Annotated in this window: 17 protein-coding genes; 12 read left to right on the top strand and 5 right to left on the bottom strand. The window is 38.7% G+C overall.

Annotation, left to right across the window (positions count from 1 at the left end; genetic code table 11):
• Positions 1–584: 584 nt before the first annotated feature.
• The 3 genes from BVC89_RS26070 to BVC89_RS29980 all read left to right on the top strand — a co-directional run bounded on the left by BVC89_RS26070 (position 585) and on the right by BVC89_RS29980 (position 3342).
• Positions 585–1838 carry a restriction endonuclease gene (locus tag BVC89_RS26070; RefSeq protein WP_086934023.1) on the top strand — a complete coding sequence of 418 codons (1254 nt, stop codon included), beginning with the start codon at positions 585–587 and terminating at the stop codon, positions 1836–1838.
• A gap of 146 nt (positions 1839–1984) precedes the next feature.
• Positions 1985–2956, top strand: coding sequence for a hypothetical protein (locus tag BVC89_RS26065; protein WP_086934022.1), 972 nt, complete (start codon positions 1985–1987; stop codon positions 2954–2956).
• Positions 2957–3192: 236 nt separating this feature from the next.
• The gene (locus tag BVC89_RS29980; protein WP_158658134.1) at positions 3193–3342 is read left to right on the top strand and encodes a hypothetical protein; all 150 of its coding nucleotides are present in this window, start codon (positions 3193–3195) and stop codon (positions 3340–3342) included.
• Positions 3343–3557: 215 nt separating this feature from the next.
• Here the strand turns inward: BVC89_RS29980 and BVC89_RS26060 are convergent, their stop codons facing one another.
• The 3 genes from BVC89_RS26060 to BVC89_RS26050 all read right to left on the bottom strand — a co-directional run bounded on the left by BVC89_RS26060 (position 3558) and on the right by BVC89_RS26050 (position 9691).
• Positions 3558–5015, bottom strand: coding sequence for a glycoside hydrolase family protein (locus BVC89_RS26060; protein ID WP_158658133.1), 1458 nt, complete (start codon positions 5013–5015; stop codon positions 3558–3560).
• Between the two features lie 522 nt (positions 5016–5537).
• Entirely contained in the window at positions 5538–6584 is a 1047-nt protein-coding gene (locus tag BVC89_RS26055) for a hypothetical protein (RefSeq protein ID WP_158658132.1), read from the bottom strand.
• A 401-nt stretch (positions 6585–6985) separates the two neighbouring features.
• Complete coding sequence (locus tag BVC89_RS26050; protein ID WP_158658131.1) at positions 6986–9691, bottom strand: reprolysin-like metallopeptidase; 2706 nt, start codon at positions 9689–9691, stop codon at positions 6986–6988.
• 734 nt (positions 9692–10425) lie between these two features.
• Between BVC89_RS26050 and BVC89_RS26045 the strand changes: the two genes are divergently transcribed.
• Together BVC89_RS26045 and BVC89_RS26040 are read left to right on the top strand one after the other, a co-directional pair.
• A complete protein-coding gene (locus tag BVC89_RS26045; RefSeq protein ID WP_086934018.1) occupies positions 10426–11259 on the top strand; it encodes a CvfB family protein in 834 nt (277 codons plus the stop codon).
• A gap of 513 nt (positions 11260–11772) precedes the next feature.
• Complete coding sequence (locus tag BVC89_RS26040; RefSeq protein ID WP_086934017.1) at positions 11773–13509, top strand: pre-peptidase C-terminal domain-containing protein; 1737 nt, start codon at positions 11773–11775, stop codon at positions 13507–13509.
• A gap of 64 nt (positions 13510–13573) precedes the next feature.
• On the opposite strand, the gene BVC89_RS26035 is transcribed toward BVC89_RS26040, so the two are convergent.
• Positions 13574–14344: a fatty acid desaturase family protein gene (locus BVC89_RS26035; protein ID WP_216825052.1), complete on the bottom strand. Its 771-nt coding sequence runs from the start codon at positions 14342–14344 to the stop codon at positions 13574–13576.
• Positions 14345–14915: 571 nt separating this feature from the next.
• Here BVC89_RS26035 and BVC89_RS26030 point away from each other — a divergent pair.
• The 7 genes from BVC89_RS26030 (at position 14916) to BVC89_RS26000 (ending at position 23740) form a co-directional block, all read left to right on the top strand.
• Positions 14916–17795, top strand: a complete 2880-nt coding sequence (locus BVC89_RS26030) for a TonB-dependent receptor plug domain-containing protein (protein ID WP_158658130.1) — start codon at positions 14916–14918, stop codon at positions 17793–17795.
• A 123-nt stretch (positions 17796–17918) separates the two neighbouring features.
• The gene (locus BVC89_RS26025; protein WP_086934015.1) at positions 17919–18386 is read left to right on the top strand and encodes a hypothetical protein; all 468 of its coding nucleotides are present in this window, start codon (positions 17919–17921) and stop codon (positions 18384–18386) included.
• A gap of 9 nt (positions 18387–18395) precedes the next feature.
• A complete protein-coding gene (locus BVC89_RS26020; RefSeq protein ID WP_086934014.1) occupies positions 18396–19358 on the top strand; it encodes a tripartite tricarboxylate transporter substrate binding protein in 963 nt (320 codons plus the stop codon).
• Positions 19359–19378: 20 nt separating this feature from the next.
• The gene (locus tag BVC89_RS26015) at positions 19379–19870 is read left to right on the top strand and encodes a tripartite tricarboxylate transporter TctB family protein (RefSeq protein WP_086934013.1); all 492 of its coding nucleotides are present in this window, start codon (positions 19379–19381) and stop codon (positions 19868–19870) included.
• The gene (locus tag BVC89_RS26010) at positions 19870–21384 is read left to right on the top strand and encodes a tripartite tricarboxylate transporter permease (protein ID WP_086934012.1); all 1515 of its coding nucleotides are present in this window, start codon (positions 19870–19872) and stop codon (positions 21382–21384) included. The genes BVC89_RS26015 and BVC89_RS26010 overlap by 1 nt, the downstream gene beginning before the upstream one ends.
• A 60-nt stretch (positions 21385–21444) precedes the next feature.
• Entirely contained in the window at positions 21445–23040 is a 1596-nt protein-coding gene (locus tag BVC89_RS26005) for an ATP-binding protein (RefSeq protein WP_086934011.1), read from the top strand.
• Between the two features lie 7 nt (positions 23041–23047).
• The gene (locus BVC89_RS26000) at positions 23048–23740 is read left to right on the top strand and encodes a response regulator (RefSeq protein WP_086934010.1); all 693 of its coding nucleotides are present in this window, start codon (positions 23048–23050) and stop codon (positions 23738–23740) included.
• Positions 23741–23833: 93 nt separating this feature from the next.
• On the opposite strand, the gene BVC89_RS25995 is transcribed toward BVC89_RS26000, so the two are convergent.
• Positions 23834–24562 carry a hypothetical protein gene (locus tag BVC89_RS25995; RefSeq protein ID WP_086934009.1) on the bottom strand — a complete coding sequence of 243 codons (729 nt, stop codon included), beginning with the start codon at positions 24560–24562 and terminating at the stop codon, positions 23834–23836.
• Positions 24563–24651 lie beyond the last annotated feature (89 nt).

The raw sequence follows: 24651 nt of genomic DNA, 5'->3' as shown, positions 1-24651 counted from the left end.
ATAGTCATAATATTTTTATCAGGGCTATTTTCTATTGTGCTCTAATAGTGGCATTCAAATACATACACGACACGAAAATGTTCATTTACACTAGTAGTGAATGGGAGTTTGTCGCCCAGAACGATCATTGATGTAATAACGTGTAATAGATTTTCTGGTTTGTAAGGCGGAGTATGAGCTGATGACGGCTCTTCGCCCTTTGCGGTCATTGAGTAAAGATTTCGGTGAGATAAATTAAAAGTTACTTGCACTAACTTTTAGGAGGTTGATATTCGCTTAGCAGCCATTGATGATATGGAATTAATCCAAGATCAGTAGACCTGTTCTCTTGATCAGTTCATAGTAATCCAAGTTATTGAAATATAAAGGATCAGTAATATTGATAAAGGAAAAAAATTGTGCAGTACATCTTTTCTGACTTCTTAAAGACAAAAGATATCTGTCAGCTGTTAGCATATAAACATTTGTTTTTATTGATAAAAGTGCTTAAATCTAGTTAAGCTTTACTTTTGATCAAGAGAATGGTGATAAGTGGAGCAAGTCTATTGATTAAGCTGTTAGGCATCCATGAAACAGAGGTGTAGATGACGGACATATCAGTTAACCTTACAGATATAGATTTCTTACAGGAACGGTTAGACTTTTCCGAAATTAGTCCCATAGACTTAGAGAATCTAATATTTCATTTATTGGATGAGATGGGCTTTTCTAATTTAACGTGGAGGAAAGGAGGAGAAGGTAACTCTGCTACTGATGGTGGGCGTGATTTAGAGGCAACATTTTGGACTATTCTGCCTTCAGCTTCTAAAGAAGAAAAGTACTGGTTTGAAGTAAAATACCGGAAAAAACAATTAGAAAAATCACAAGTTCAAGGTACGATATTAAACGCCTCTGGAAATAACACTAAAGATAACGTTCTTATTATCACCAATGCTACAATATCCAACCCCACATTAGATTGGATCAAAGATTTTCAAAGTACACATAAAACTCCGAGTATTTCAGTTTGGCAAGGGCACGATCTAGAGCTTCTCCTAAGAAAAAACCCACGGACATTAGCCAAGTTCCTTCCATCATCGCTTGCATTTAGTGGACGTTGTAAAGTTATCGAATCCAAATTTTCAAACTTAATGCTCCTTCCTGCTGGGGGCGAGCTAGATGAATTATGGGATAAAAGGGATGAGTATTATGAAAACTCATATCTCACTTTAATAGCAGTTTTGGCAGAGGTGGCTTATGGAGATTTAGTTAACCACCAGTGGGGGCTAGATCTAGATGAAGTTAGGCTGTTCTCTGTTGCTGCAACTGGGATGCTAAATGTATATCCATTTATATTTAAATGTAGTGCTTTAAATAGAGAACAAACTCCATTAATTCAGGGCTTGTCCTATTTAATGCAATGTCTTCTTTTTAGGTCTGGTGAGGAGATAACTGCTAAATTGCTGTTCAACCCTGAAGAATTCGATGAAACAAGTACAGAGCTACCTGATGAATTTAAATTTAATCGCTATGAACCTATTTTTAACACTCTCTTTAATGAACTTAGTGTTCAATGTAGTGAGAATTATTGTTCTAAAGTTAGCCATATGACTAAGAATGAGGAAATTAACTACTTTAATAGATTCCTAAAATCACCTGTTAAAGAAGATGAAGATAAAATGCTTATCCTTAATTCGATACATGGAAACTGCGAAATTGGTATTGTTTCTGACGGTAGCTATTGCCCACTTGGTGATTCAGATGAGGCTCCCAAGACGCAAGCAGGTTTGATTGATAAACTTAAATTTGCTCGTGGGGTAATCATAAATCGGTCTGGGCTTCTAAGTGAAAAAGTCTAACAAAAAATTGCACGCGGACACATATTGCTACGCTCGTTTTTGTGTGAGTCGCTTCATTCCATTTTTACACAAAAATGCTCTCTGCAATATGGCCGGTGAGCTTGGCGTTATTTTCCTCAATTTATTCAAGCAATGGAGATGTAAAAATGAAATATATTTATCTGAGCATACTCTTAGCCCTGATTTCAGGATGCACAGCATTCACTTCACCTCGTGAAAGACCACTTTTAACGGAGAAATTTGAAGCCAAAGACGATGTATTGAAGAGTTTCGGAGTAGCAGCTACAGATGCAAATCGACGAGTTGCAATAATTGACATCCTCAGTGGTCAAATATGTGTTGAACCGCCGCCAGAAGCTGCTAATACGATCTCGGAGGCATTTTCAGCCTTGTTGGAGGCGGATGTAAAAGATCAAGGAAATCTAGGAGCGAGTTTATCTCAGTCCATCTCTCAGAATATCAGTCAGTTATATCGAAGAACTCAAACGGTACAACTCTATAGGGATGCAGTATTTGCACTTTGTCAAAGCGCCATTAATGGAACCGTTCTTATTGATTCGTCAACAAAAGCTATGGTGCAGCCTGATTTAAAAGAGCAAATCGCTGCTGAAATAAAAGCGCTAGGACAAGACGATTTTTATAGACTTGAATTAAATGATCTTGAAGCAAAGGGTTTTTATAGCACCAAAACTCTAGACGCGTTAAGCATTAGGAAAGGACAGCTAGTAAGTCAAAATAATACTGAGCAGGCGGAAAAAGTCGAAGCGCTAGTTATATCTCTTGGGGATAACTTAAAAAGAGCAGAATTTAGGCGTCGTTTAGAGGACGGTCTACGTGAAGCTTTCGATGTGCTCAAGGAGGAGCTACCACAATTCTATGAAACAGAGAAGCTTAGATTTATAGTAGAGCTTGGGAAGCCTGTTAAAGTGTGTAATACAAATAGATCTTACTATGAAAATAAAGAAGCGCAAGATGGCGATGAAACAGAGGAAAAGCCTCTCAGATTAAAATCGGAGAAAGTAACTTGCGAAACCAAGCTTCCCCAAGGTATAGAAAAAGTCATTGGCGAGTATGCCAAAACATTACAGGCAACAGAAACTAACAAAGCCAGCCAGTAGGACGCAGCAAAGCTGCGCCTCTACTGGCGGCGTTAATATCTCTTTTGTGGAATTTTTTAACATTAACATATTAAAAATAATCGACGTCGAATAGAGCTTTAGCAGACATACAAAATGATAGTATTAAAGGTAAAAAATCGCCCTTTGCGGTCATCGATGATATCCGGTTAATTCAATATCAGTAGACCGATTCTCTTGATTAAACTGTTAAGTTCAAATGAAAGCAAATCTACCATATGGCAAATCCAGCCAGAATGATTATGCAGGATGAAGACGATCCAAAGGTTTTTGAACTTGCCGGTGAATATGAATCAGACTTGAAAAAGGGATTCTATATTTGCATTGCGCTACTTTCTCTAATGGTTGGCATATTAGAAACTTATTAAATAATGCTGTCCCCAAATACCTCAAATTCACTTTCAAAAATAAACCGTTACGCTAATCACGAATTGCTCATACATAAAATTGTGCTTTGACTGGGGGCAACAGGTGCTGAGGTCAGTTGGGCTTCAAACTCTGTTTTTGTGTTCTTGGAGGCGCTTGTCGCGTTATCTCACCTCCAAATTCTATAGGTATACTCGTTAGGGAATGTTAATAGGCCCTAGTGATTTAACAAAATAGGGTAGAGCGTTCTAGCTTTTGGGATATATTTATCAGCAGGAAAGTTACGTGTTTGTTGCTCTCCCTCAGAATAGTGAAATATGGGACCAATATGTACGTTATTGTGGCCAGACATACGGCGGGTATCATTATGATTTTCTTCTAGAATTTCATTGCCATAAAGAAAGTTATTCTTTTTCGATCGCATGAATCCTCTTACCGATGGGCCCATTATCGCTCTATAATCTGGTGTTGTATTTGGCATATCTACAGGAAGTGTAATGCGATTATTTTCCACTAAATTATTACCGTCATCATTTTGGTAGAAACTGATTTCCTGCCTCAAGTCATTATCGTAAATAACATTATATTCAACACCGTCCCCTTGAATGGCAATATGCCTAAGGTGTGTTATTTTAGATTGTGTGAGTAAATTATATGCGCCTAAGATGAAGAAACTACCATGATCGGCATCATGTTTATTGTGTACTCCATCCACATTTAAATTGCGCATAGTAATGTATTTGGCGTTACAAATAAGAGGTGCACCTGCACTATTTATAATATCGACACCATCAATCCATGAATCTTCAGCTTCCTTAAACATGACAGATACATTGTTATTGCCCGGGAGCTCATAATTTTTTGCACTATCTTGATTAAGCCACTTATATTGAGGTTGTCCCCAAACGCCTTCTATTCTTATATTATGAATACCACTATTTTTGACACCTTTACCAAAGAAAAAAGCGTTACCGTCTACCATTGATATTATCGCAACTGTTCTGTCTCTGGATTCTCCACTTAAAATAACATGTGATCGCATGGTGACTTGCTTATCAATTTGGTAAACACCATTTTGCAACAATACCACACCTCCACCTCGCTGTGCCGCTTTATCTATAGCATTATTAATGCTATCTGAGTTGCCACCATCAAGGCTTATCTGCACGGTATAAGAGTCTATTGGTGGTATTCCTCCGCGGACTCCTGCTGTTATCCATTGCTTAATTTGAGGAAAGTTATTGTCAAATTTATTTGCATCAAATGTAACATCTTTGTCACCAGGCCGAAGCTGAAGACTTGGGTTGCCCGGCATTCCACTATCGATCGGAGTGGGTGGTAGAGTAATACTACTATTTGGCGGTGGGGTGACGTTAATTGGTGGTATGGGTGCACTACCATCTGACGGTGGAGGGTCTTCTCCACTTGATGGAATGGGTGAAGGTGTGGGGGTTACTCTCGGTTGTGAGTTGTCTTCTGTGGGAGGTAGCGGTGTTGGCATTGTCTCAGACATTTCCATTTCTGGTGATGGGTATGTCGCTTGAGGTAATTCATTTTGGCTACCCTCCATGATATTTATTCCCACTCGGCTCTCGCTTCCTCCTCCGCAGGAAAGTATACCCATTGAAGTAAATGCATTGATAAATAACTTAATCGGTAACTTAAGTTTAAGCATATATACGAGAGCATCTTAATGGTTAAAAATACAATAATTATCTTTTCATATTTGCATATCGCAAGATACTGATTATATTGATCTTATCGAAATAAATTTCTGTCAAGTGAAAAAATGAGAAATTACCTATATTTTTCCCGCAGCAATGTAATTAAATTAGGTTAATTTATGCAAAGTTTTCTAAACAGCTAATTTTCCCTAACATTTCAGTACAGTATGTTTATTTAATAAATCAGCTACTATAAATGATTATTTTAAACGTTTGATTAATTAATCGTACTTGCAAACCTTTATTATAAAGTTATTTTTATTTGTCTTACATTATGTAAGTTGCCATTTTTACTATAAAAGCTGACATAAAATAGAAATTTTGAAGCCCACTAAATAATTTTTTATTCTTGTCGTCAAAAACACTTGTTGTTTTTGGTGTCTAATTTGCCCAAAATTTAAAAAATAACTAAAAGAGTAAATTAAAATAGTAATCAGTATATATAGTATTTTAGTTTTAATTTGAAATTAATTTTATGGGTGAATATTTGCTTGCGTCATAAGATAGCTTTCTAGAGCAATATCGAGAACAAAGTTGGGTTCGAGATTAGATATATAGTTATTTTTAGCTATAAGACTAGGTATAAAAAGTGTCGGTAGCAGAAATTGTGGATATTCTGATGTACTCATCAAGTAGTCTATATCCCATTTTTGATAAATGTCACCCCAATGTTTAGAATAGCCTTCAATCAATTGCTTGTAGTCTTGTGCCGTTTTCTCTTTACCTAAGTAAGCTTTTTCAATATTACAAGAGTGTTGATCCTCCGATGAATTCATTATATCTGTCTGCGAAGTCATAGTTGCGGATGTACTTAGTAGTGCTGCTAGTTTACGCATCCTCTTATAATCTAGTCTTCTTTCTTTTTTTAAATCATACCAATGCCTTTGAAATTCTAGAGGTAGAATAATTCCCTTACTCATAAGGTAGAGCAAGGCATCTAAGATATAGCCGTGATGTAGGGTTTCATTGATGAACCAATTAAATCTAGTTTTATCTGTGTGCTTTTTAAATATACCTAGAGACTTTAAATATTTATCAACCGGGAATTGTGAGCATTCGAACCCTATCTTTATTCTTGAGATAAACTCTGATAAAGAATTTTCCTTTTCTATATGTTGCTCTAGTTTATTTTTAATGCTTTGAGCGCGCTTAGTTTCTCTTTCCCCCATATTACTACTATGGTTGCCAAGACCAAAACATTGGCTCATGATTTTCTTTGCGACAGATATTTTGATTATACTTTTATTGTTTAATCCAGCCGTTTTAAAAAGGGCTTCGAGTGTAGCCTGATAGCGCTTTTTTTCATGGTTAGTGCTGGGTGTGGGCTTGTTATTTTCTTGTAAATTTGATGCTATCGCTTTTTTATTAGCCGATGTCTTATATAAAGAGGAATATTCACAATGATTGAGTGTGGTTAGTAGGGTACGGGATGATCGGCTATTTATCGATATTGTTTGTGAATCTGTATTTTTTACTTGCGAGTTTTTTAACGAAAAAATAGTTCGATGTATTGTCGCCATATTGCCGACCATTATGTTTATTTCCTAAAAATATTGTTTAATGAATAAGATGAAATAGCTTTCAAAGCCATTAGAAGTTATTCAATCATTTACCAACAAGCCCAAGAACTATATAACATATTCGTGAATATAGTGTGGTTCTTTTAAATGTGGTTCTTTTAAATATTAATCACTATCGCTTATATAGTTTACGTGCTCGTACAAAAGTTCATTTTAATATATAGAGTTAGAGCTTGAAGTGTAATAGTAGAATGTTATCGAGCCATATATCTTAAAGATATTGTTTTGAGGGAGTGTGAATATTAACTAACTCCAAGAGAAGACCAGGGGCATTTGCTCCTGGCCTTTGATGAAAGTAATAAGCGTCTAAAAGACGTTTTAGCTTTTATAGATCTTCTTGCTTATTGCTCAGTATAGGTTGCATATATAGAGTATCTAAAGTTTGCTTGGGTGCTATTACCAAACAAATCAGGCATGTTGTTAGCGCTGTTGCTCCAGGTTCGATTGATATTTGCTCTGCCTGGGCTGCCGTTACTATAAAAAATACCTGGGTTATTTTGATAAATCCATGCCAACCAGATTCTTGTATTTGCAGGAACAAACACATCATTTTCTAAATTGATAGTCTGCCAATCCGTCGCACCACTGACAGTGGTAATTGGTGTGTTGGCAAGTAAGTTGCCTGGAGAGTTGTTGTCGTCAGCGTAGACTGCCAAGATCATATTACCGCTCCCACCTGTATGATACATGCTAATACTATTGAGGGTGCCGTCGGCGGGCATGATAAACGGCATTGCTCTGCGATTTTGTGTCGTAGTGCGTCTCGATTGTACTGTTGTTATTCCCACATTTGCGGTTGTAGGTATTGCATCAGTCACTTCAATATTTAATGTTGCACTATCATTAAATTCTCCGTCGCTAACGGACACAGTGAAACTATTTAAACCTAAATCTGTATCACTAGGGGTTCCAGTTAGTGCTCCGCTAGTCGCAACATTTAGCCAGGCAGGGCCAGAGGTTTTGCTAAATGACAAAGGATTGCCGTCAGGATCTGTAGCATCTGCTGTAATACTGGAACTGTAGTTGGAACCGCTTGCAGCATCGGCTTTATTAATAGGATCACTATTAAAGCTCGGCGCCTGATTTGGTCCTCCTATCTGCACACTAAAGCGCTCTGACATAGCGAAGAAAATATTATTACTACAACTCACCTTTATACGCGCATTGGTGGTTTCAGTATTGGGTATTGTCGCGCTGCCACTACCGTTATTGGAGACGTTACTGGCGATGGTGGTAAACGTACCGGCATTATTGCTTGAGTATTCGATATCTACTTGTGAGCAATTAACAGGTGAAGCACTTGTACCTGCAACGTCCCAACTGATTGTGGTGGCCTGTCCGCCGATAACTGAAGCTCCCGCCGATGGGCTGGTAATTGCAAATGCACGTCCTGTATTGGCAACTCTTATCACCATATCATCAATGGCTACTCCTCCTTTGGTATCTCGAACAGTAAATCTAAAATTAAGGTCTCGATTTGTTGTGGGTAAGGAATTACCTAGGGTTGAAGTATTATTTAAAATATCATCTAAATTAGGGAAAGTGCGTGATGGATTATTAGTCGGTGTTGTAGCTCTAAAAATTGGGCGATTACCATTGTCTACCATGGTCGCTGGGCTGCTAGATGCTGATCCTAGGTCATATTGCTCCCATATGTATGTTAGCCTCGCGTTATCGCCAGTATCGGCGTCTGTTGCAGTTCCATTAAGTGTGAACGATGTTCGTGCAGGAATAGTATAGTCAGCTCCAGCGTTAGCCGAAGGTGGAGTATTATTTGGGTTATTAACCGTTCCGCAGCGGCTGCCTCCACCATTAGTAATGAAGGCATTAATTTCAGTTATTGAATGTGTGTGAAAGTAAGGGTCTGAATTGCGTTGTAGGTTCTCGTCATCACAGATTCCTGCATAGCCCATTACCGTGGCGCCGCTGCCAGGCTCATAGGCCGCACTTGCTGACCTATTTCGTCCCGCGCAACTACCGCTGGAAGCATTAAATGTGTGTAAACCATCAAATTGATGACCTATCTCATGTGCTACGTAGTCTACATAGAAGGGATCGCCTACTGGCTGACGCAAGCCAGTTAAGCCTGCTCCTTTTCGGTTACTACAAACAGAACCCAGAGAAGCGACACCACCTCCACTAGTTTGAAATATATGGCCTATATCATAACTAGATGACCCAATAACGCTATTTATATTGCCGGTGTTACTGTTTAAGTCACTATTGCCATTTGTATATGGGTCGGTATTGGGGTTTGTATAAATGAGTTGATCATTGTTGCCAACTAAATTTAGCCGTACAGAAAGGTCAACCTCATAAAGCTCGTTGACTCTGTTAATAGCAGTAACCACAGCGGCAAGCCCACTGCTGACAGTGCCACCATGAAAGCGTGTATATTCACCTGTAGTGGCAACTGCTAAACGATAAGTACGGCGCAACCCATCTGGCTGAGTCGGTGCGAGTAGGGCAGCTTTTTCAATACTGAATTGTTGTTGATATCCGATTTCGTTAATAACCTTATCGGAAAATATAGGTCGCGACTGAGCATCTTGTTTTCGGTAGTTGATATATGTGTTATTTCCTGCTTTCTGCATTGGATCGATAAAAATTTGTTCGCCATTGTAAGAAAACATTCCGTGAAAGCCTTTTTCAGTTATATCAAAGCGTCCCCTGTTGTTAGGGTTACTTTCATCGTAGCCCCAATATGTCTGGATCGACGGAAATTTTTTGGCCAGCTCAGGCTCCATTATTGAGTCGCTGAATATTCTAAAACGTACAAACTTATTATTAGGTAAAGGAAGATCAACCAAAACCCCTTCATCATTCAATGTTCTCTCGGGTGCTAAGCTTAACGTGTTTTCTAATTGAAAAGGCTTGCTCTGCAATACGCGATAGCTTTTTAATTTAGATATTTCGGTGTTCGCAAGTTGTGCTGATGAAATTTTATTTTTGGAATCTGTCCATAGACTACTTACCTTATGTTCAGCGGCTATTACTGTACCTGTGAATATTGAAGTTAAAAATATCGGTATAACACTTCTCATCATAGTGTTCATATCTGCCTCGTAGTTTAAAAAAATTCTTCAGCTATGTGTGAGCTTTGCATGTATCTAGATTTGTAGTGCCAAGACGAATTTATTTGATAGTCCCTCACTTAATTAAATATGCCAATTATCTTTTTGTTTTAAGAGACGCCAATTTTCATCGTGTAAAAAATTATATTCTTTGTTTTTTTTAAATTTATAATTTTTTGTGGCACATTAATTTGTATGAAACTAGAAAATATATCGTTATTGAAAATACTCTTCGTATACCATTGCTCTATTTTTTGTAAGGGGAGTTTTAAATGTAAGAATATATATGTTGTTTTAAGCGGCGAATCTTTGTCAATGTGTGAGTTTTTCGACAAAAACAAATAAAATTGAATATATGAATTATATGTTTTTTTGTTCTGTTTCTATGGAGCTGATTGTTATTGAATAATTGATAATGCCAGTTAAACGAATTTAATTCGTTTTTTAATATAAGGTAAGTTTTAGAAAAGAAATTGGTATCTACTCCACCTCCACTTAGCCTGTCCATACAAGAATGACTGTTACTGTAGTCGCATCATCTACTCGCTAAATTGTTATATTAGCTGCCAAATATCTTGTATACTATGCATTATGTTAAGAGATTCAGCGCAGCTTATCGAATGGCTATAAGATTCTGTTGTGGAGTTATTAGTTCGATATAAGCATTTGCTGATCTACCTGTGGGGTTAATAGATAAAGGGTAAGTAATGATAGAAGTTGGTGAAACACATAGTTTAAGAGTGATAAAAGCTGTAGATTTCGGCTTTTTTTTGGACGCAAAGGAATTATCTGAGGTTTTACTGCCTCGTAGGCTTGCGCCAAAGGAATTATCCGTGGGTGATACAATCGAGGTTTTCTTGTATTTGGACTCAGAGGATAGGCCCATAGCTACAACTAAACGCCCAAAGGTTGAAGTTGGTGAGTTTGCTTATTTAAAAGTTATTGACACAACAAAGATTGGCGCTTTTTTAGATTGGGGTTTAGATAAAGATTTGCTAGTTCCTTTTTCCGAACAACATCGACCAATGAAAATAGGGCACTCGTATTTAGTGTATGTTTATCTTGATAAAGTTGACAGGCGTATAACAGCATCTTCAAAAATTGATAAATTCCTAGATGATGATGCTCCACATAACTTCTCTTCTGGACAGGCAGTAAATTTAATCGTCGCTAATACTACCGATTTAGGTTGCAAGGCAATTATTAACCACAGTTATTGGGGCATGCTGCATAAAAGTGACATTGAGGGCCGTATTAGCTTTGGTCAAAGTCTTGCAGGCTATATTAAACATGTTCGGCCAGATAAAAAAATAGACCTCAGTCTTAAAAGCGCTAACGATATTCGTGACAAAAATAGTGAAACAGTACTCAGCTATTTGAAAAACCACAATGGATTTTCCTCAATTCATGATAAATCTCATCCACAAGAAATTCAAAATGCCTTTGGCATGAGCAAAAGTGCCTTTAAGAAAGCCGTTGGCAATTTATATAAGAAGCGTCTAATTCGAATTGAGGTTAATGGCATTTTTTTAGTCGACTAAACACGCTTTGTACTATTTTTATTTTTGGTAATGCCTGTTCTAAATACTGCACATATAGTTTTATTTTTTAGCATTGTTAACAATAGCGCTTTATAAAGCATTCATATTCCTTTAGTTTTTTAAGCGCTATGAGTTTTATTTTGGTTTTAAAATGAATTTTCTGATTTAAAAACATCCCTTTTGTAACATATTTCAATTTAAAAAATTCCTTTTCTGTTTTCTAAAGTATCATGTGAATTAATTGTCGCTCGGGTTTTTATTTTTTATTATGTTTATTTAAAAAATAATAAAAGTATAACTTTTCTTTGGTTCTCATTTTTATAATTGTCATTTGTATTTATATTATTATTTTTTTTCTGTGATAAATTAAATTACACACTCTAATGACCGCAAGATAAAAAACTCTTTGTTGTTTTTTTGCAAGTTGGTCTTCTAGAGCCTCAACCCTGTAATCCTCGACACTATAATAAAAATTTATTATGGCGCCCCTACTCATAAAAGGTTAGGAGTCTTATGAAAACTTTTAAATATAAATCTCGTCTTGCTGCAGCAATTATTGCTACTCTAAGTTTTAATGCTTTTGCAGAAAATATAGGGCCGATGTCATTTTCTCATACATCTGAAATCTCTAAAGCTAAAGAGCTTTTGTTAAAACCGTTGGATAATAAAGAATTACTTGTAAGGGACGCACAAAGTTTTAATTCTGATGGCCTAGTTAGGTTTGCTGAGCCTCGTCAAGTTTCTATCAAACCGTCTAAAAATGCCTGGGATTATATTGCAAGCCCTAATGCTTCAGCGACTAATGCAGCAAATGTTGAAGGGGTATATATTTGGAGAAAAGTTATTAAGTCTCCTGGTGCACGTTCAATTAACTTAGGTTTTGGCCGTTTCGTTATGCCAGAAGGTGGTTCATTGCATATGTACACACCCGATGGTGAAAACTTGGTACGAGCTTTTACTTCAGAAGATAATGAGGAACACGGTCAACTTTGGACACCGATGTTGCCAGGCGATACTGTTGTTATTGAAGTAAATATTCCCGTTGACCAATTGGATGCTTTAGAGCTTGAATTAACTTCTGTTAACCATGGTTATGTTGGTTCGTCAGCACAAGAAGTTATGGAAAGTTTTCTGAAATCTGGATCATGTAATGTCGACGTGGTGTGTTCAGAAGGTGATGACTGGCGTGATCAGATTCGTTCAGTCGCTGCATATAGTACGGGCGGTAGTGCTTTTTGTTCTGGTAGTGCGATAAACAATACTGCTAATGATGGTCGTGGTTTTTTCCTTACCGCTGATCATTGCGGAATTAATGCTCAAAATGCACCTTCAATGGTTGTATATTGGAACTATGAGAATAGTACATGCCGCACACCTGGCAGTTCTTCTAGTGGTTCAAGAGGAGATGGCACATTAAATGAATTTAATACAGGGGCTATTTTCCGTGCCGGCTATGGTCCGACGGATATGACGTTAGTTGAACTTGATGACCCTATTGATCCAGCCCATGAAGTTTACTTATCAGGTTGGAATGCTAGTTCTTCAATTCCAACATCTGCGGTAGGCATTCACCATCCTAATGTTGAAGAGAAGAGAATCAGCTTCGATAACGACCCTTTATCTCTTTCAGGATCAACACATTTACAAGTCAATGACTGGGATGTAGGTACAACAGAACCCGGTTCTTCAGGTTCGCCTTTATACGACCAAGATAAGCGTATAGTTGGACAGTTGACTGGCGGTCGCGCGGCATGTGGCAACGATGAATTTGATATCTATGGATGGGTCAATGTTTCTTGGAACGGTGGTGGTACAGATTCTACTCGACTAAGCACATGGCTTGACGCTGCCGGCACAGGTGAATTGTTTATCGATGGACGCGAAGCTACGGGCGGTGGCGCTCCTACCCCGACCCCTACACCAATACCAACTCCTACACCAGGTGATGTATTAGCAGATGGTGTACCCGTTACTGGTATATCTGGTGCTACAAACAGCGAGAGGTTTTTTACTGTGAATGTTCCTGCAGGCACCCAAAGTTTGCGAGTGTTAATGCGGGGTGGTAGTGGCGATGCGGATCTGTATGTCAAGGCCGGTAGCAAACCAACACTCAATGATTTTGACTGTCGACCATTTAGATCAGGAAATGATGAAACTTGCCGAATCGATTCACCACAGGCAGGTACTTACCATGTGCTAATTCATGGCTTCTCATCCTTCTCTGATACCAGTGTGGAAGCGCGTTACTAGAAATTATATCACTCTAAATAGATGATTCTGGCAGGAGCTATAGCTCCTGCCATTCTATATGAAATTAAAGCGCGGCAGATTTTATTAAGTGAGGAGGAATCTTATCTTTAATCTTTTCGTGTAGCTCTGGTAAGCGAGACCAGTGAACACCTTGCTTGTAGTGATGTGCTGTGTGGTAACCAAGATTACCTGTAGTGATATTGTAGAATCGATTCAAATTGTTTCTCGATGCTTCAAAGGGGTTGTCTGTATCTAAGTCTGAATGATGTTCGTAGGTTGCCCAAGAAGTAAGCACCAGGCCGCAAATCATCGGTAACACAAACAAAAATAGTGCAGGCAGAGGTTTAAGCCAAACCAAAAAAGCCACAATGGCAAATGTGAGTGCGCTGTAGAATAGGAAATGTTTTTGCAGTTTCGGATAGCGCCGACCAACCTCGAATCCTCGGGGGTAGGCTGTTGCTGCAACATTGAGTGTATATTCTATTTCACCCATGGTTTCGCCCGATTCACGACGCCAGCGGCTCTCATCTTTACTCTGATCCAAGTAGTTTTGATGATGTCCAAGGACATGATGCAAGAGCCACAAATTTGTTGTCACACCAGTGTGTAAGGCATAGAAAAACTCTAGGATGCGATTAAGTACCTTTGGCTTAAAGGTCGGTGTATGTTGATGATGATGATTCCATGCACATATTTTACCCTTTGGGATAATCATCACCAGCCAGAAAACGGCTAGAATCCATACTGTGTCGACCATGAAATATAGACAGAAATCAACAATGCTAAAAGTCAGAATAATCGCTACAGGAAGTCGATCGGCGGGGTACCTAAACACTGAGTAGTCCTTATTTTTAATGGGGCGAAGATAATAACGAAATCTGGCGGGAATGAAAGCACCAATTCCATTAACTTAAGAATCAGTTCATCTTCTGAATACCAATAAATAGTAAAAACGCTATATTGATTTTTTGGTTCACCTTGTTTCTCCTAAAACCAATAGCTTTTCGCAAAAGCGCAGTTTAATTTTTGTTCACCTAAATGCTTGCAAAACTAGTGTGCTTGATTCTAATGCAGAGCTTGCTTTGTATCATTAGCATCATTATATGAGCAATAGCTGATGGAATTATAGTCGAATGTACTTTTTATGTACGCTACTAGAGCAAATTAGATGCACCTTGGCTCTTGCATGAACTTTATGAACAAAATAGCCGAAATGACGTTTATGCTCGATAGTTACACATTATATACGCCATTCTGATTTACCGTTAGTGTTAAAAATATAAGGGAGAAGATCATCTTCTCGGCGTCCCTGCATTCATAGCATTCTATGGTTTACTTGCTGATTCCTTATCACAAAGCCATCGCTAATGACATTTTATAAAAATAATTATATGTCGGAGATAAATATGAAAGGCACTCCTCCACATCACAATGATGTGACAAAGCACACCAATACATTGTTTCTATCAACTGCCATAGCGTTGCTATGCCTATCTCACAATACATTGGCGCAAAGTAATAGCGATGTAGAAGAAGTGATCGTTACAGGCTCTTTAATAAGCAAGCCTTCTGTATTTGATGGCCGCGCCCCGGTTCAGTCCCTCGATGCAGAAGCATTGAGATCATCTGGTGTTACACAAACATCTGACTCATTGAAAAATTTAACTGTGAATTCTGGCTCTACTCTAGCAATAGAGCAAAGTGAGGCTCAGGGAACATCTCAATTTAGCCTTCGAGGATTGGGTTTAGGTTCATCTCTGACGCTTATTAATGGTCGACGAGCGGGTGTTGCGCCGATTACAAATGGCGCCGGTAATTTCTTTTTTGATATTAATTCTCTACCTGTCACCATGATCCAAAGGATTGATGTACTGACCGACGGTGCATCGGCTACTTATGGTTCCGAGGCAGTGGCCGGAGTCGCGAATATTATCACCCGCAGTGGCTTTGAAGGTTTTGAGATTACCGCTGGTGCATCTGATGCCAGCAATACCAGCTATGACTTTGGCTTTGCTCTCGGGTCGGCTGGAGAAAGAGGTCATTTCAATGTTTTCGGCGCCTATTATAAGCAAGATCATAACTTCAGAACTGACTTTGATTGGGTAGTTGAGCGAGTTACTGATCCTAATGGTGATGGCAGCCCTCTCGATGGTCGCCACATAAGTGGTACAGGCTCTCCAGGAAGTTATCGCCGCGCCGTCGAAGTTTCTCCGGGGTCGGGTATTTTTGAGCGCCTTGATGGAGCGACGCAAGTTGCCGACGCTGATTGTGAGGCCGCCGGTGGTTTTCTCGACGGTAATACCTGTCGTATGTTATTCGCCGATCAGCGCACAATAATCCCTGATGAGGAGCGCTTTCAAATTTTTGCAGAAGCAAACTATCAGTTTACTGATCAGGTTGAGTTCTTTTCAGAAATAAGTTTCTCCGTGAACGAAGTGACAGATCGTATTGGCGCTTTTGTTTTTGACAATGGAAATTTGGCTGAAGGCGAAGGCTTTTTAATTCCCGCCGATCACCCATTCAATTTTTGGACAGACGATGATAACGACGGTGTGCTCACTTATATTGATCCTAGTGAATGGGATCCAAATATTCATACTGCTGTAGCGCTTGCTGCCACAGCGCGACCATTGGGCAATGAAGTGAACGGCGCTGGCGCTGCAGATTTAGAGAGAGAATTTCGCAATACTCGCATTTTAACTGGACTGAATTTGGAGTTACCTGGCTCTTGGTCCGCTACCACCTCCTGGATGTACGCCAACAACCAGTTTACTGAAGTAGAACCTCATAATTATATTGTGGATCAGTTTACAGCTCTGGTTGCAAGTGGTCGCTGGAATCCTTTCGGCACGAGGCTGAGTAACCCTGGTTTGGTTACACCCAAATTTCTTGATGCCTCCAACCCTAATTTCGGTGCTACAGCTGCTAACTCCGCTGATGTGCAATCACTTTTTGACGGCTTTGGTGTTCAGTCTCGTGAAACTGAAACTAGCGTGGTGGAATTTATTGCGTCAGGTGATGCCTTTGATTTTGCATCGCAGGCGGTACCTGTTGCTGTTGGCGTGCAATACCGCAATCTAGAATATACGCGTACCCCTGACTCGCTTGAAGCTGCGCAAGAGGGTAATCGTGGTGCACGTGAGTTTAGAGTCTCAGGCCGACAAGATGTATACGCAATCTTCGCAGAAGCCTTGTTAACTTTTGGCGATGTGGCAGAAGTGCAATTGGCGGCGCGTTATGAGGATTATGGTTCTAATATCGATACTTTTGATCCGAAAATATCGGCGAAGTTAAGAATCAATGATCAACTAAGCTTTCGAGGCTCCTGGGGTACATCCTTCCAGGCGCCAAGCTTAACTCAAGTTGCGGGGGAACAAACTTTTGGTACTCTCTCGGATGCACGAGATGACAATGGTTTGTGTGATCAAAATGCCAATGAAAACAATAATACAATACAGCGGCGCGTAGGTTCTGATGGCTTAGCACCGCAAAATGCTACTAATTATAATTTAGGCATTCTGTTCACTCCCACAGACGAACTACAATTCGGTTTGGATTATTGGAATTATGTCTATGAAGATTTAATTGGTTTGGATTCTAATGCGCAAACAATAGTGGATCTTAGCTGTAGAAATGAAGATGGTACTTTTCGGCAGGGATTACCACCAAGACAAATTTCCAGCTTAGTACGCAACAGTGCGGGACAGCCAGTATCTACCACCTCTAACTTTATTAATATAGGAGAAGTGGAAGCAGCCGGCATTGACTTAAACGCTTCTTACTTTCTAAACACAGATAATGCCGGTCAACTTATATTTGATCTAAAAGCAACATACATTACTAAATTTGACGCTGATGTGGATGGGGATGGTATATTTGAAGATCGTAAAGGCTTTCGCAATTCCGACTTAGATGCTTTTGCTCCACAGCCTGAGCTACGCTGGGTTGCATCAACAACATGGAATTTTGGAAATAGTTCGGCCAATATTGCCTTGCGTTTTATCGATGAATTTGTACAAGACCAAGGTACAGATCTCGATCCTTCATTTGATCCTCTCGTGGATTCATGGACGACTTTAGATGCATCTTATACTTATACTTTCTCTCAACTAGTTGGTGATGGTGATACCACTTTATCAATTGGAGCCAATAATATAACGGATGAAGACCCGCCTGAACTTTCGGTAGACCCTGGTAGTAATGAAATTATTCGACCAGGCTATGAAGGTACCATTCATGATATTCGTGGACGACAGGTATTTATTAAAGTTAAACATAGCTTCTAAGTATTTTTAAAAGGTTTCAACACTGTAATGATAATTAATCGCTGCTACTCCTTGAGCGTTTTCCTCGAACAACTTAGGTTGTCGAGGAGCTTTTTAGTTTTCATTTGTCTTGTACTTTACTGTTTGCCGATTCAAGCTCAAGGTAATAATGGTAAATGGTTTTACGGTTTTTTGGATAAGTGCCATGCTATCGAAAACTCAAACCTAAGATTAGAATGCTATGACGCTCTAGCCGAAATTACGCGGAAAAGGGAAAGTAAGGACAGTAATTTTTCTTCCCCGCCGAATCAAGCACTCACAAAAAATTCTACTAATGAGAAATTTGGCTTTGCTTCTAAACTAAATGAAGAGAATAAAAAGGCAGTAAAGATTTCTATAAAAGCTAAAGTTGTTAAGGTATCTGAGCTAAAGCGTAACTTGAAAATATTTTACTTCGATAATGGACAGATATGGAAGCAGAGCAAAGCAGATTATATATCTATACCAAAAAATAAAGAATTTGACGTTATTATTTCCAAGGGTGCTATTGGCGATTATCGTTTACGCGTCAATGGTAAAGGGAAAATGACTCGCGTAAAACGTATAAATTAAAGTGACGATATGCTAAGTAAAATCTCAATTGTTTTTTTTGTTATCCTATATTTGAGTTCGCCTGTCCGTGCAATTGAACGCGTACACTTTTTAATTCCAGGAGGAGCGGGAGGTGGTTGGGATAGCACTGCTCGTGGTACAGGAGAAGCTTTAACAAGGGCAGGCTTGGTGTCTAAGGCATCTTATGAGAATAAATCTGGAGGCGATGGTAGTAAGGCGATAGCGCATTTAATCGAAACCGCAGATCGTCAGAGTGATACATTATTAATAACCTCGACTCCTATTATTCTACGTTCTCTTAAGAAAATATTTCCGCAGTCTTATAAAGACTTAACTCCTGTTGCAACTATTATTGCTGATTACGGAGCTTTTGTTGTAAAAGAAAACTCCGCTTATCAAAACTGGCAACAGATGATTGACGATTATAAAAAAGATCCTCGTAATGTGAAAATTGCTGGAGGGTCAGTGCGCGGGGGAATGGATCATGTTGTCGCGGCGTTAGCATTTAAAAAGTCCGGCGTCGATGCCAAGCAATTACGTTACATTCCTTATAATGCAGGTGCTAAAGCTATGGTAGGGTTATTGTCTGAAGAGACGCAAATGCTCTCTACTGGCTTAAGTGAAGCTTTGGCATTAGCCGAGCAGGGTGAAGTGAGAATCCTAGCTATGACAGCCGCTGAGCGTTTGGACTATGCACCTGCTATTCCTACTGTTGCAGAGCAGGGGGCTGATATGACATTTACCAATTGGCGAGGTTTTTTTGCGGCACCGAATATCCCTAGAAAAAAAGTTAAAGAATTTCAGAGTTTATTAGGGAAAATGTATAACACTCCCCAATGGGAGGCTATCCGTCAAAAGCGCGGCTGGTCTAACCTTTATATCTCTGACGATAAATTTACCAATTTTCTTAAGCAACAAGAGCAGGAAATGGCCATCTTAATGAGTGAGCTTGGAATTATTTCTCAACAATAATCAATTAAAATAATATAACTATGAATTTTATAAACAATAAAGATAAGGTTGGAAGTGGTCTATTTCTATTGTTCTCTCTTGCATATTTAAATGCGAGCTTCGATATTCCGCTCAATAAAATATTTGGAGATGAGGTATTTACAGCTCGAACTCTACCTGTAGGATTATCAATAATTTCAATAGTTTGTTGCTTAATACATTTACTTTCCCCGGCTCATAACGAAACGGAAGAATCAATCAAAGAAGCGGTTAAGGGTTTCCACTGGAAACCTTGCATATCATTAATCGGATTAATGTTTGTATATGGCTTAACATTTCAATTTTTTGGCTTTGTGCTAGCAACTTTCTTATTTTTGTTAGCAGGCTTTAGCATTATGAGAGAGAAACGTTATGTTTTATCTTCTGTAATTGCTGCTGGGATCGTTTTTTTAATGTGGTTCTTTCTAACACAAATATTTGATATTTATCTTGATGCAGGAAGCCTTTATCGTATCATTGTGGGGGGCGACTAATGTTTGATGGTATTTACCAGGGGCTGTCTACAGCTTTCTTACCCATTAATTTACTATTAGTTTTTATCGGCTGTTTTGCTGGCACATTCATTGGTATGTTACCCGGGCTTGGGCCTGTATCAGCTATCGCTTTAATGATTCCTATTACTTATAGCTTCGATCCTGCGTCGGGAATGATCTTGATGGCAGGTGTGTATTATGGTGCAGTATTCGGTGGTTCAACGTCCGCAATTTTGATAAATGCTCCGGGTGTCTCTGGTGCTGTTGCCACAGCTTTTGATGGTTATCCTCTCGCACAAAATGGTCAGGCGGGTAAGGCTTTGGCTCTAGCTGCATATGCCTCATTCAGTGGCGGTACCATTGGTGCAATCTTTTTATTTTTATTGGTGCCTATACTCGCTAAAATAAGCCTAGCCTTCCAGTCAGCTGACTACTTTGCGCTTATGCTATTTGGCTTGACGGCGGTATCTGCTTTTGCTGGCAAAGGGCAAGTGCTTAAAGCAATCTTAATGACGCTCCTTGGTTTGATGCTGGCAACAGTAGGGGAAGATCCTTCAGGTATCCAACGTTTTACTTTCGGCATTCCTGATTTATATGACGGTATTAGTTTTTTATTATTGTCAATGGCGACCTTTGCTATAGCTGAAGCCTTAATTGTTGTATTAAAAAATGATGATTCGGATCTGAACTCAGATGCAGCTACGAAAAACACCATCGGTAGTTTAAAACTCAGTAAACAAGAAGTAAAAAATATTGCACCCGCAGTAGGTCGTTCCTCTATCCTTGGGTTTTTTATTGGCGTTTTACCTGGCGCTGGGGCAACTATAGCATCCTTTTTAGCTTACGGTATGGAGCGAAACTTTGCTTCAATTAAAGAAAAGCTACTTTTTGGTAAAGGTAGTCTCAGAGGTTTGGCTGCACCAGAGACAGCAAACAACGCCGCTTCTACAGGCTCCTTTGTACCTTTACTGACCCTGGGTATACCGGGTTCTGCAACAACTGCGGTAATGTTAGCGGCACTTCTTTCTTATGGTGTACAGCCTGGCCCTAGGCTATATGTGGATTACCCAGAAGTTTTTTGGTCTGTTATCATTTCTATGTACCTAGGCAATATTATTCTATTAGTAATGAATTTGCCGTTAATTCCTTATATCTCAAAATTACTGGATATTCCTAGACAATTCTTAACTCCCATTATTTTATTTTTATCACTTATTGGCGTTTATTTGGTTTCTTTTAATACTGTCGACCTCATTATGATGGTAGCTTTTGGTGTTATTGCAGTAGTTATCCGTATCTTAAATTACCCTTTGGCACCTCTATTGTTAGGCTTTATTCTTGGTGGAATGTTAGAAGATAATTTGCGCCGCGCTTTACTTATTTCAGACGGTTCCATAGACTTTCTTTGGCAAAGACCGATTACCATCACCATTCTTACTATTACACTCATTACACTTGTTTCTCCATATATTTTATCAATCTTAAAGAAAAAACATGTAGCTGATGATAATTAATATCGACAAATAGTGCATAATCGGTCAGGATAGTGCCATATAATAATAAAACGGGGCACTATGAAACCGCTGCGCCATATGACTCTACAATTAAAAATGGTCATTTTTATTGTGGCCTTAGTGCTTTTTCAGCTAGGTATTACAGCACTTCTGTCCTCCCGTCTGGTTTCTAGTATCTTAGAAGAACAGCTTGGCAAAAGGGCGTTGGATGTCGCTCAAACTGTTGCTTCTATGCCCGAGATTGGGGCGCTAATTGAAGAACAAGACCCTAAAGGTCAGTTACAAACCATAGCTGAAACTATAAGACTACGTACTAATGCGCAATTTGTTGTAATCGGCGATAGCCAAGCGCGGCGCTACTCTCATCCCAACCCTAAAGAAATTGGTAGAACTATGGTTGGGGGTGATAACAATCAAGCTTTACAGAATGGTTTAGCCTATACCTCTAAGGCTGTTGGTACCCTTGGTCCTTCTTTGCGTGGCAAAGTGCCAGTTTTTTCTAGTGATGGTTCTATTGTAGGTATTGTTTCTGTTGGCTATTTGGAAGAAAACCTTCGCGAAAGGATTGGAGATCACAGAGATATTATCATAATTGCCAATATTGTATTAGTCGTCATTGGTATTTTCTTTGCGATATTATTAGCACAAAACTTTAAGCGTGCAATCTTTGGTTTAGAACCCGATGAGATTGGTCGCATGTTTAAAGAACGAAGCACTATTCTAAGTTCTGTAAGAGAAGGTATTGTCGCCATTAACCAAAAAGGTTATATCACTATGATTAATCATGCCGCGACAAAAACCTTAAGTTTAAGTGCTAACCAACATTATTTAGATAGCCATATTGGTGATATATTACCTGAAAATGGCATGATAGAAGTTTTACATACTGGCAAAAGCCAATTAGACCTTGAACATAGAGTTAATAATAAAGACATCATTGTTAATCGTATTCCTATTTGGGATGAGCACCAGGTAGTTGGTGTAGTATCGAGTTTCAGGGAAAAAGATGAGCTAGATAAGCTTGCGGGGGAGTTATCGCAAGTACAAGAATATGCTGAAATGTTGCGTCATCAGACTCACGAATACTCTAATAAGCTTTATACTATCTCTGGGCTCATTCAACTAGAAGCCTATGATAAAGCTATTGAGTTAATTGGTAGCGAGACTTCGGGCTATCAAGAATTATTACAATTCCTTGTTTCTGCTATTCCCGATCCTCTTCTCGCGGGGTGTATTTTAGGGAAATATAATCGTGCAAAAGAGTTAGGTGTAACACTCAATGTAGATCGCGATAGTAATTTCAGTGATATTCCAGTTTGGATAAGCAAAGAAAAACTAGTTTCTATTTTAGGTAACCTTTTAGATAATGCCTATGCTGCAGTAACAAAAATTACTCACACTGAACGTGTTGTCAATTTATCTTTAACAGACTTGGGAAATGATCTAATTTTCGAAGTAGAAGATTCAGGTGTGGGTATTGATAATAGCATGGTTGATCGTATTTATCAGAAAGGTATTTCAAGTAGTAAGCTAAAAGGTAAAGGGATGGGACTGTTTATTGTCAAGGAAGCGTTAACGCATATGAACGGTCATATCACACTCAACAAATCAGAGTTAGGTGGAGCTTTATTTACAATTTATATTCCAAAGAAATGAGTCGCTTATGGATAGTTTTAATGTAGTTATTGCTGAAGATGACCCCAAAATTGCAGAAATACAGAGTCGTTTTATCGACAAAATTGATGGCTTTAATGTAGTTGCTATTGCTAATACAATTGAAGAATCAGAGGATGTTATTGATGTTTTTCGGCCAGATATCGTGTTGCTCGACGTCTATTTTCCTGATGGCAGTGGAATAGACCTACTATGGACTATCCGTAGATTGTACAAAAATACTGATATTATTCTCATTACAGCTGCAAAAGAAGCTTCGACTTTACAAGAAGCCTTGCGCGGTGGAGCTTTCGACTATATTTTAAAACCGATGACTTTTAAGCGATTTCAGTCAACTCTCATAAACTTTATTGAACATCGTAACAAACTAAATGATATTATCAATCTTGAGCAAACAGATGTAGATCAAATTCTTTATCCTGGTAAGACTAAATCTCATACATCATCGCGAATACCTAAAAGTATTGACCCATTAACATTAAAAAATATCGAAGGCGAGATAGATAAGCTTGGAGAAAATGGTATTAATGCTGAAACTATGGGGGAGCGCGTTGGGATTAGCCGTACTACAGCGAGACGTTACCTTGAATTTTTAGTATCGAAAGATATTGTTAAACCCAAGTTAATTTATGGCTCAGTAGGCCGGCCGGAGCGGCTTTACTTCAAGCTTTATCATTGTTAAAGGTGGGTATATAAAAATATGATAATTCCATGGCCTAGCATCCTTGCGTTGCCTTTTACTTTTATAAATAACTTCAAAAAATTAATTTTTCATTTAGAAGTGGTAACTGACACCAACTGATCCAAATAAAAATATACCGCTTTCCTCATCGATAATATCATTCCTCTCCCTTTCGAGTTCAACACTGTCTAAAACTGTAGTAGAAACATTTGAAGTTAAAGTAACTTTGGGATCATCCATATATATAAAGCCCAACTCGGTAACGAAAGAAAATCCTCTTTCCTTTCTAGATTTATTCCCCCAACCAATACCAAAGTAAGGAGTTACTTGAGATTCATGTTCTACCTTTAAATTTAATGCAGATGTCCTTGTATTTATAAATGATGTATTACCAATTGACACAACATCATTTAATCTCGCTGATGAACTGCCCTCAAACTCAGTATCGAAATACATTAGACCACCAGATATAAAAATGTTTCTTTGCCAACCTTTTGATACCGGATACCAATCCAGCATTATTCCAGCAGCTTGGCTATCGTCGTTACCATCATAATCTGTATCCGAGTATTCCACGTCGTCAAGACTCGCAGACAAGCCGTGAGCGGTTGCTCTTATGTGCAAGTTATCGTTAAATTTATAAGTATAGAATAGCCCTAGACCAAAGTTATTTAGGCTAGTACCAATCGCATGCTTAGATACTTTTGTTGTTGAAGGATATTCAGACGCGTCGGCTGTCAATTCATCAGCATTTGAATACATAGATAAACCGAGTAACGTTGCTAACAGAACTGGTGTTGCGGTAGATTTTTTGTTTCTCATTTCCATGACCTTAAAATATTATCTATTGTGTTACATTTTGAATATGGTGCTAATGTACACTCATAATGTAAACTGAAGCTGAATCTAAA

Source organism: Agarilytica rhodophyticola (assembly GCF_002157225.2).
In the GTDB taxonomy this organism is placed as follows: Bacteria; Pseudomonadota; Gammaproteobacteria; order Pseudomonadales; family Cellvibrionaceae; genus Agarilytica; species Agarilytica rhodophyticola.
This window is presented reverse-complemented; position numbering and strand designations above follow the sequence as displayed.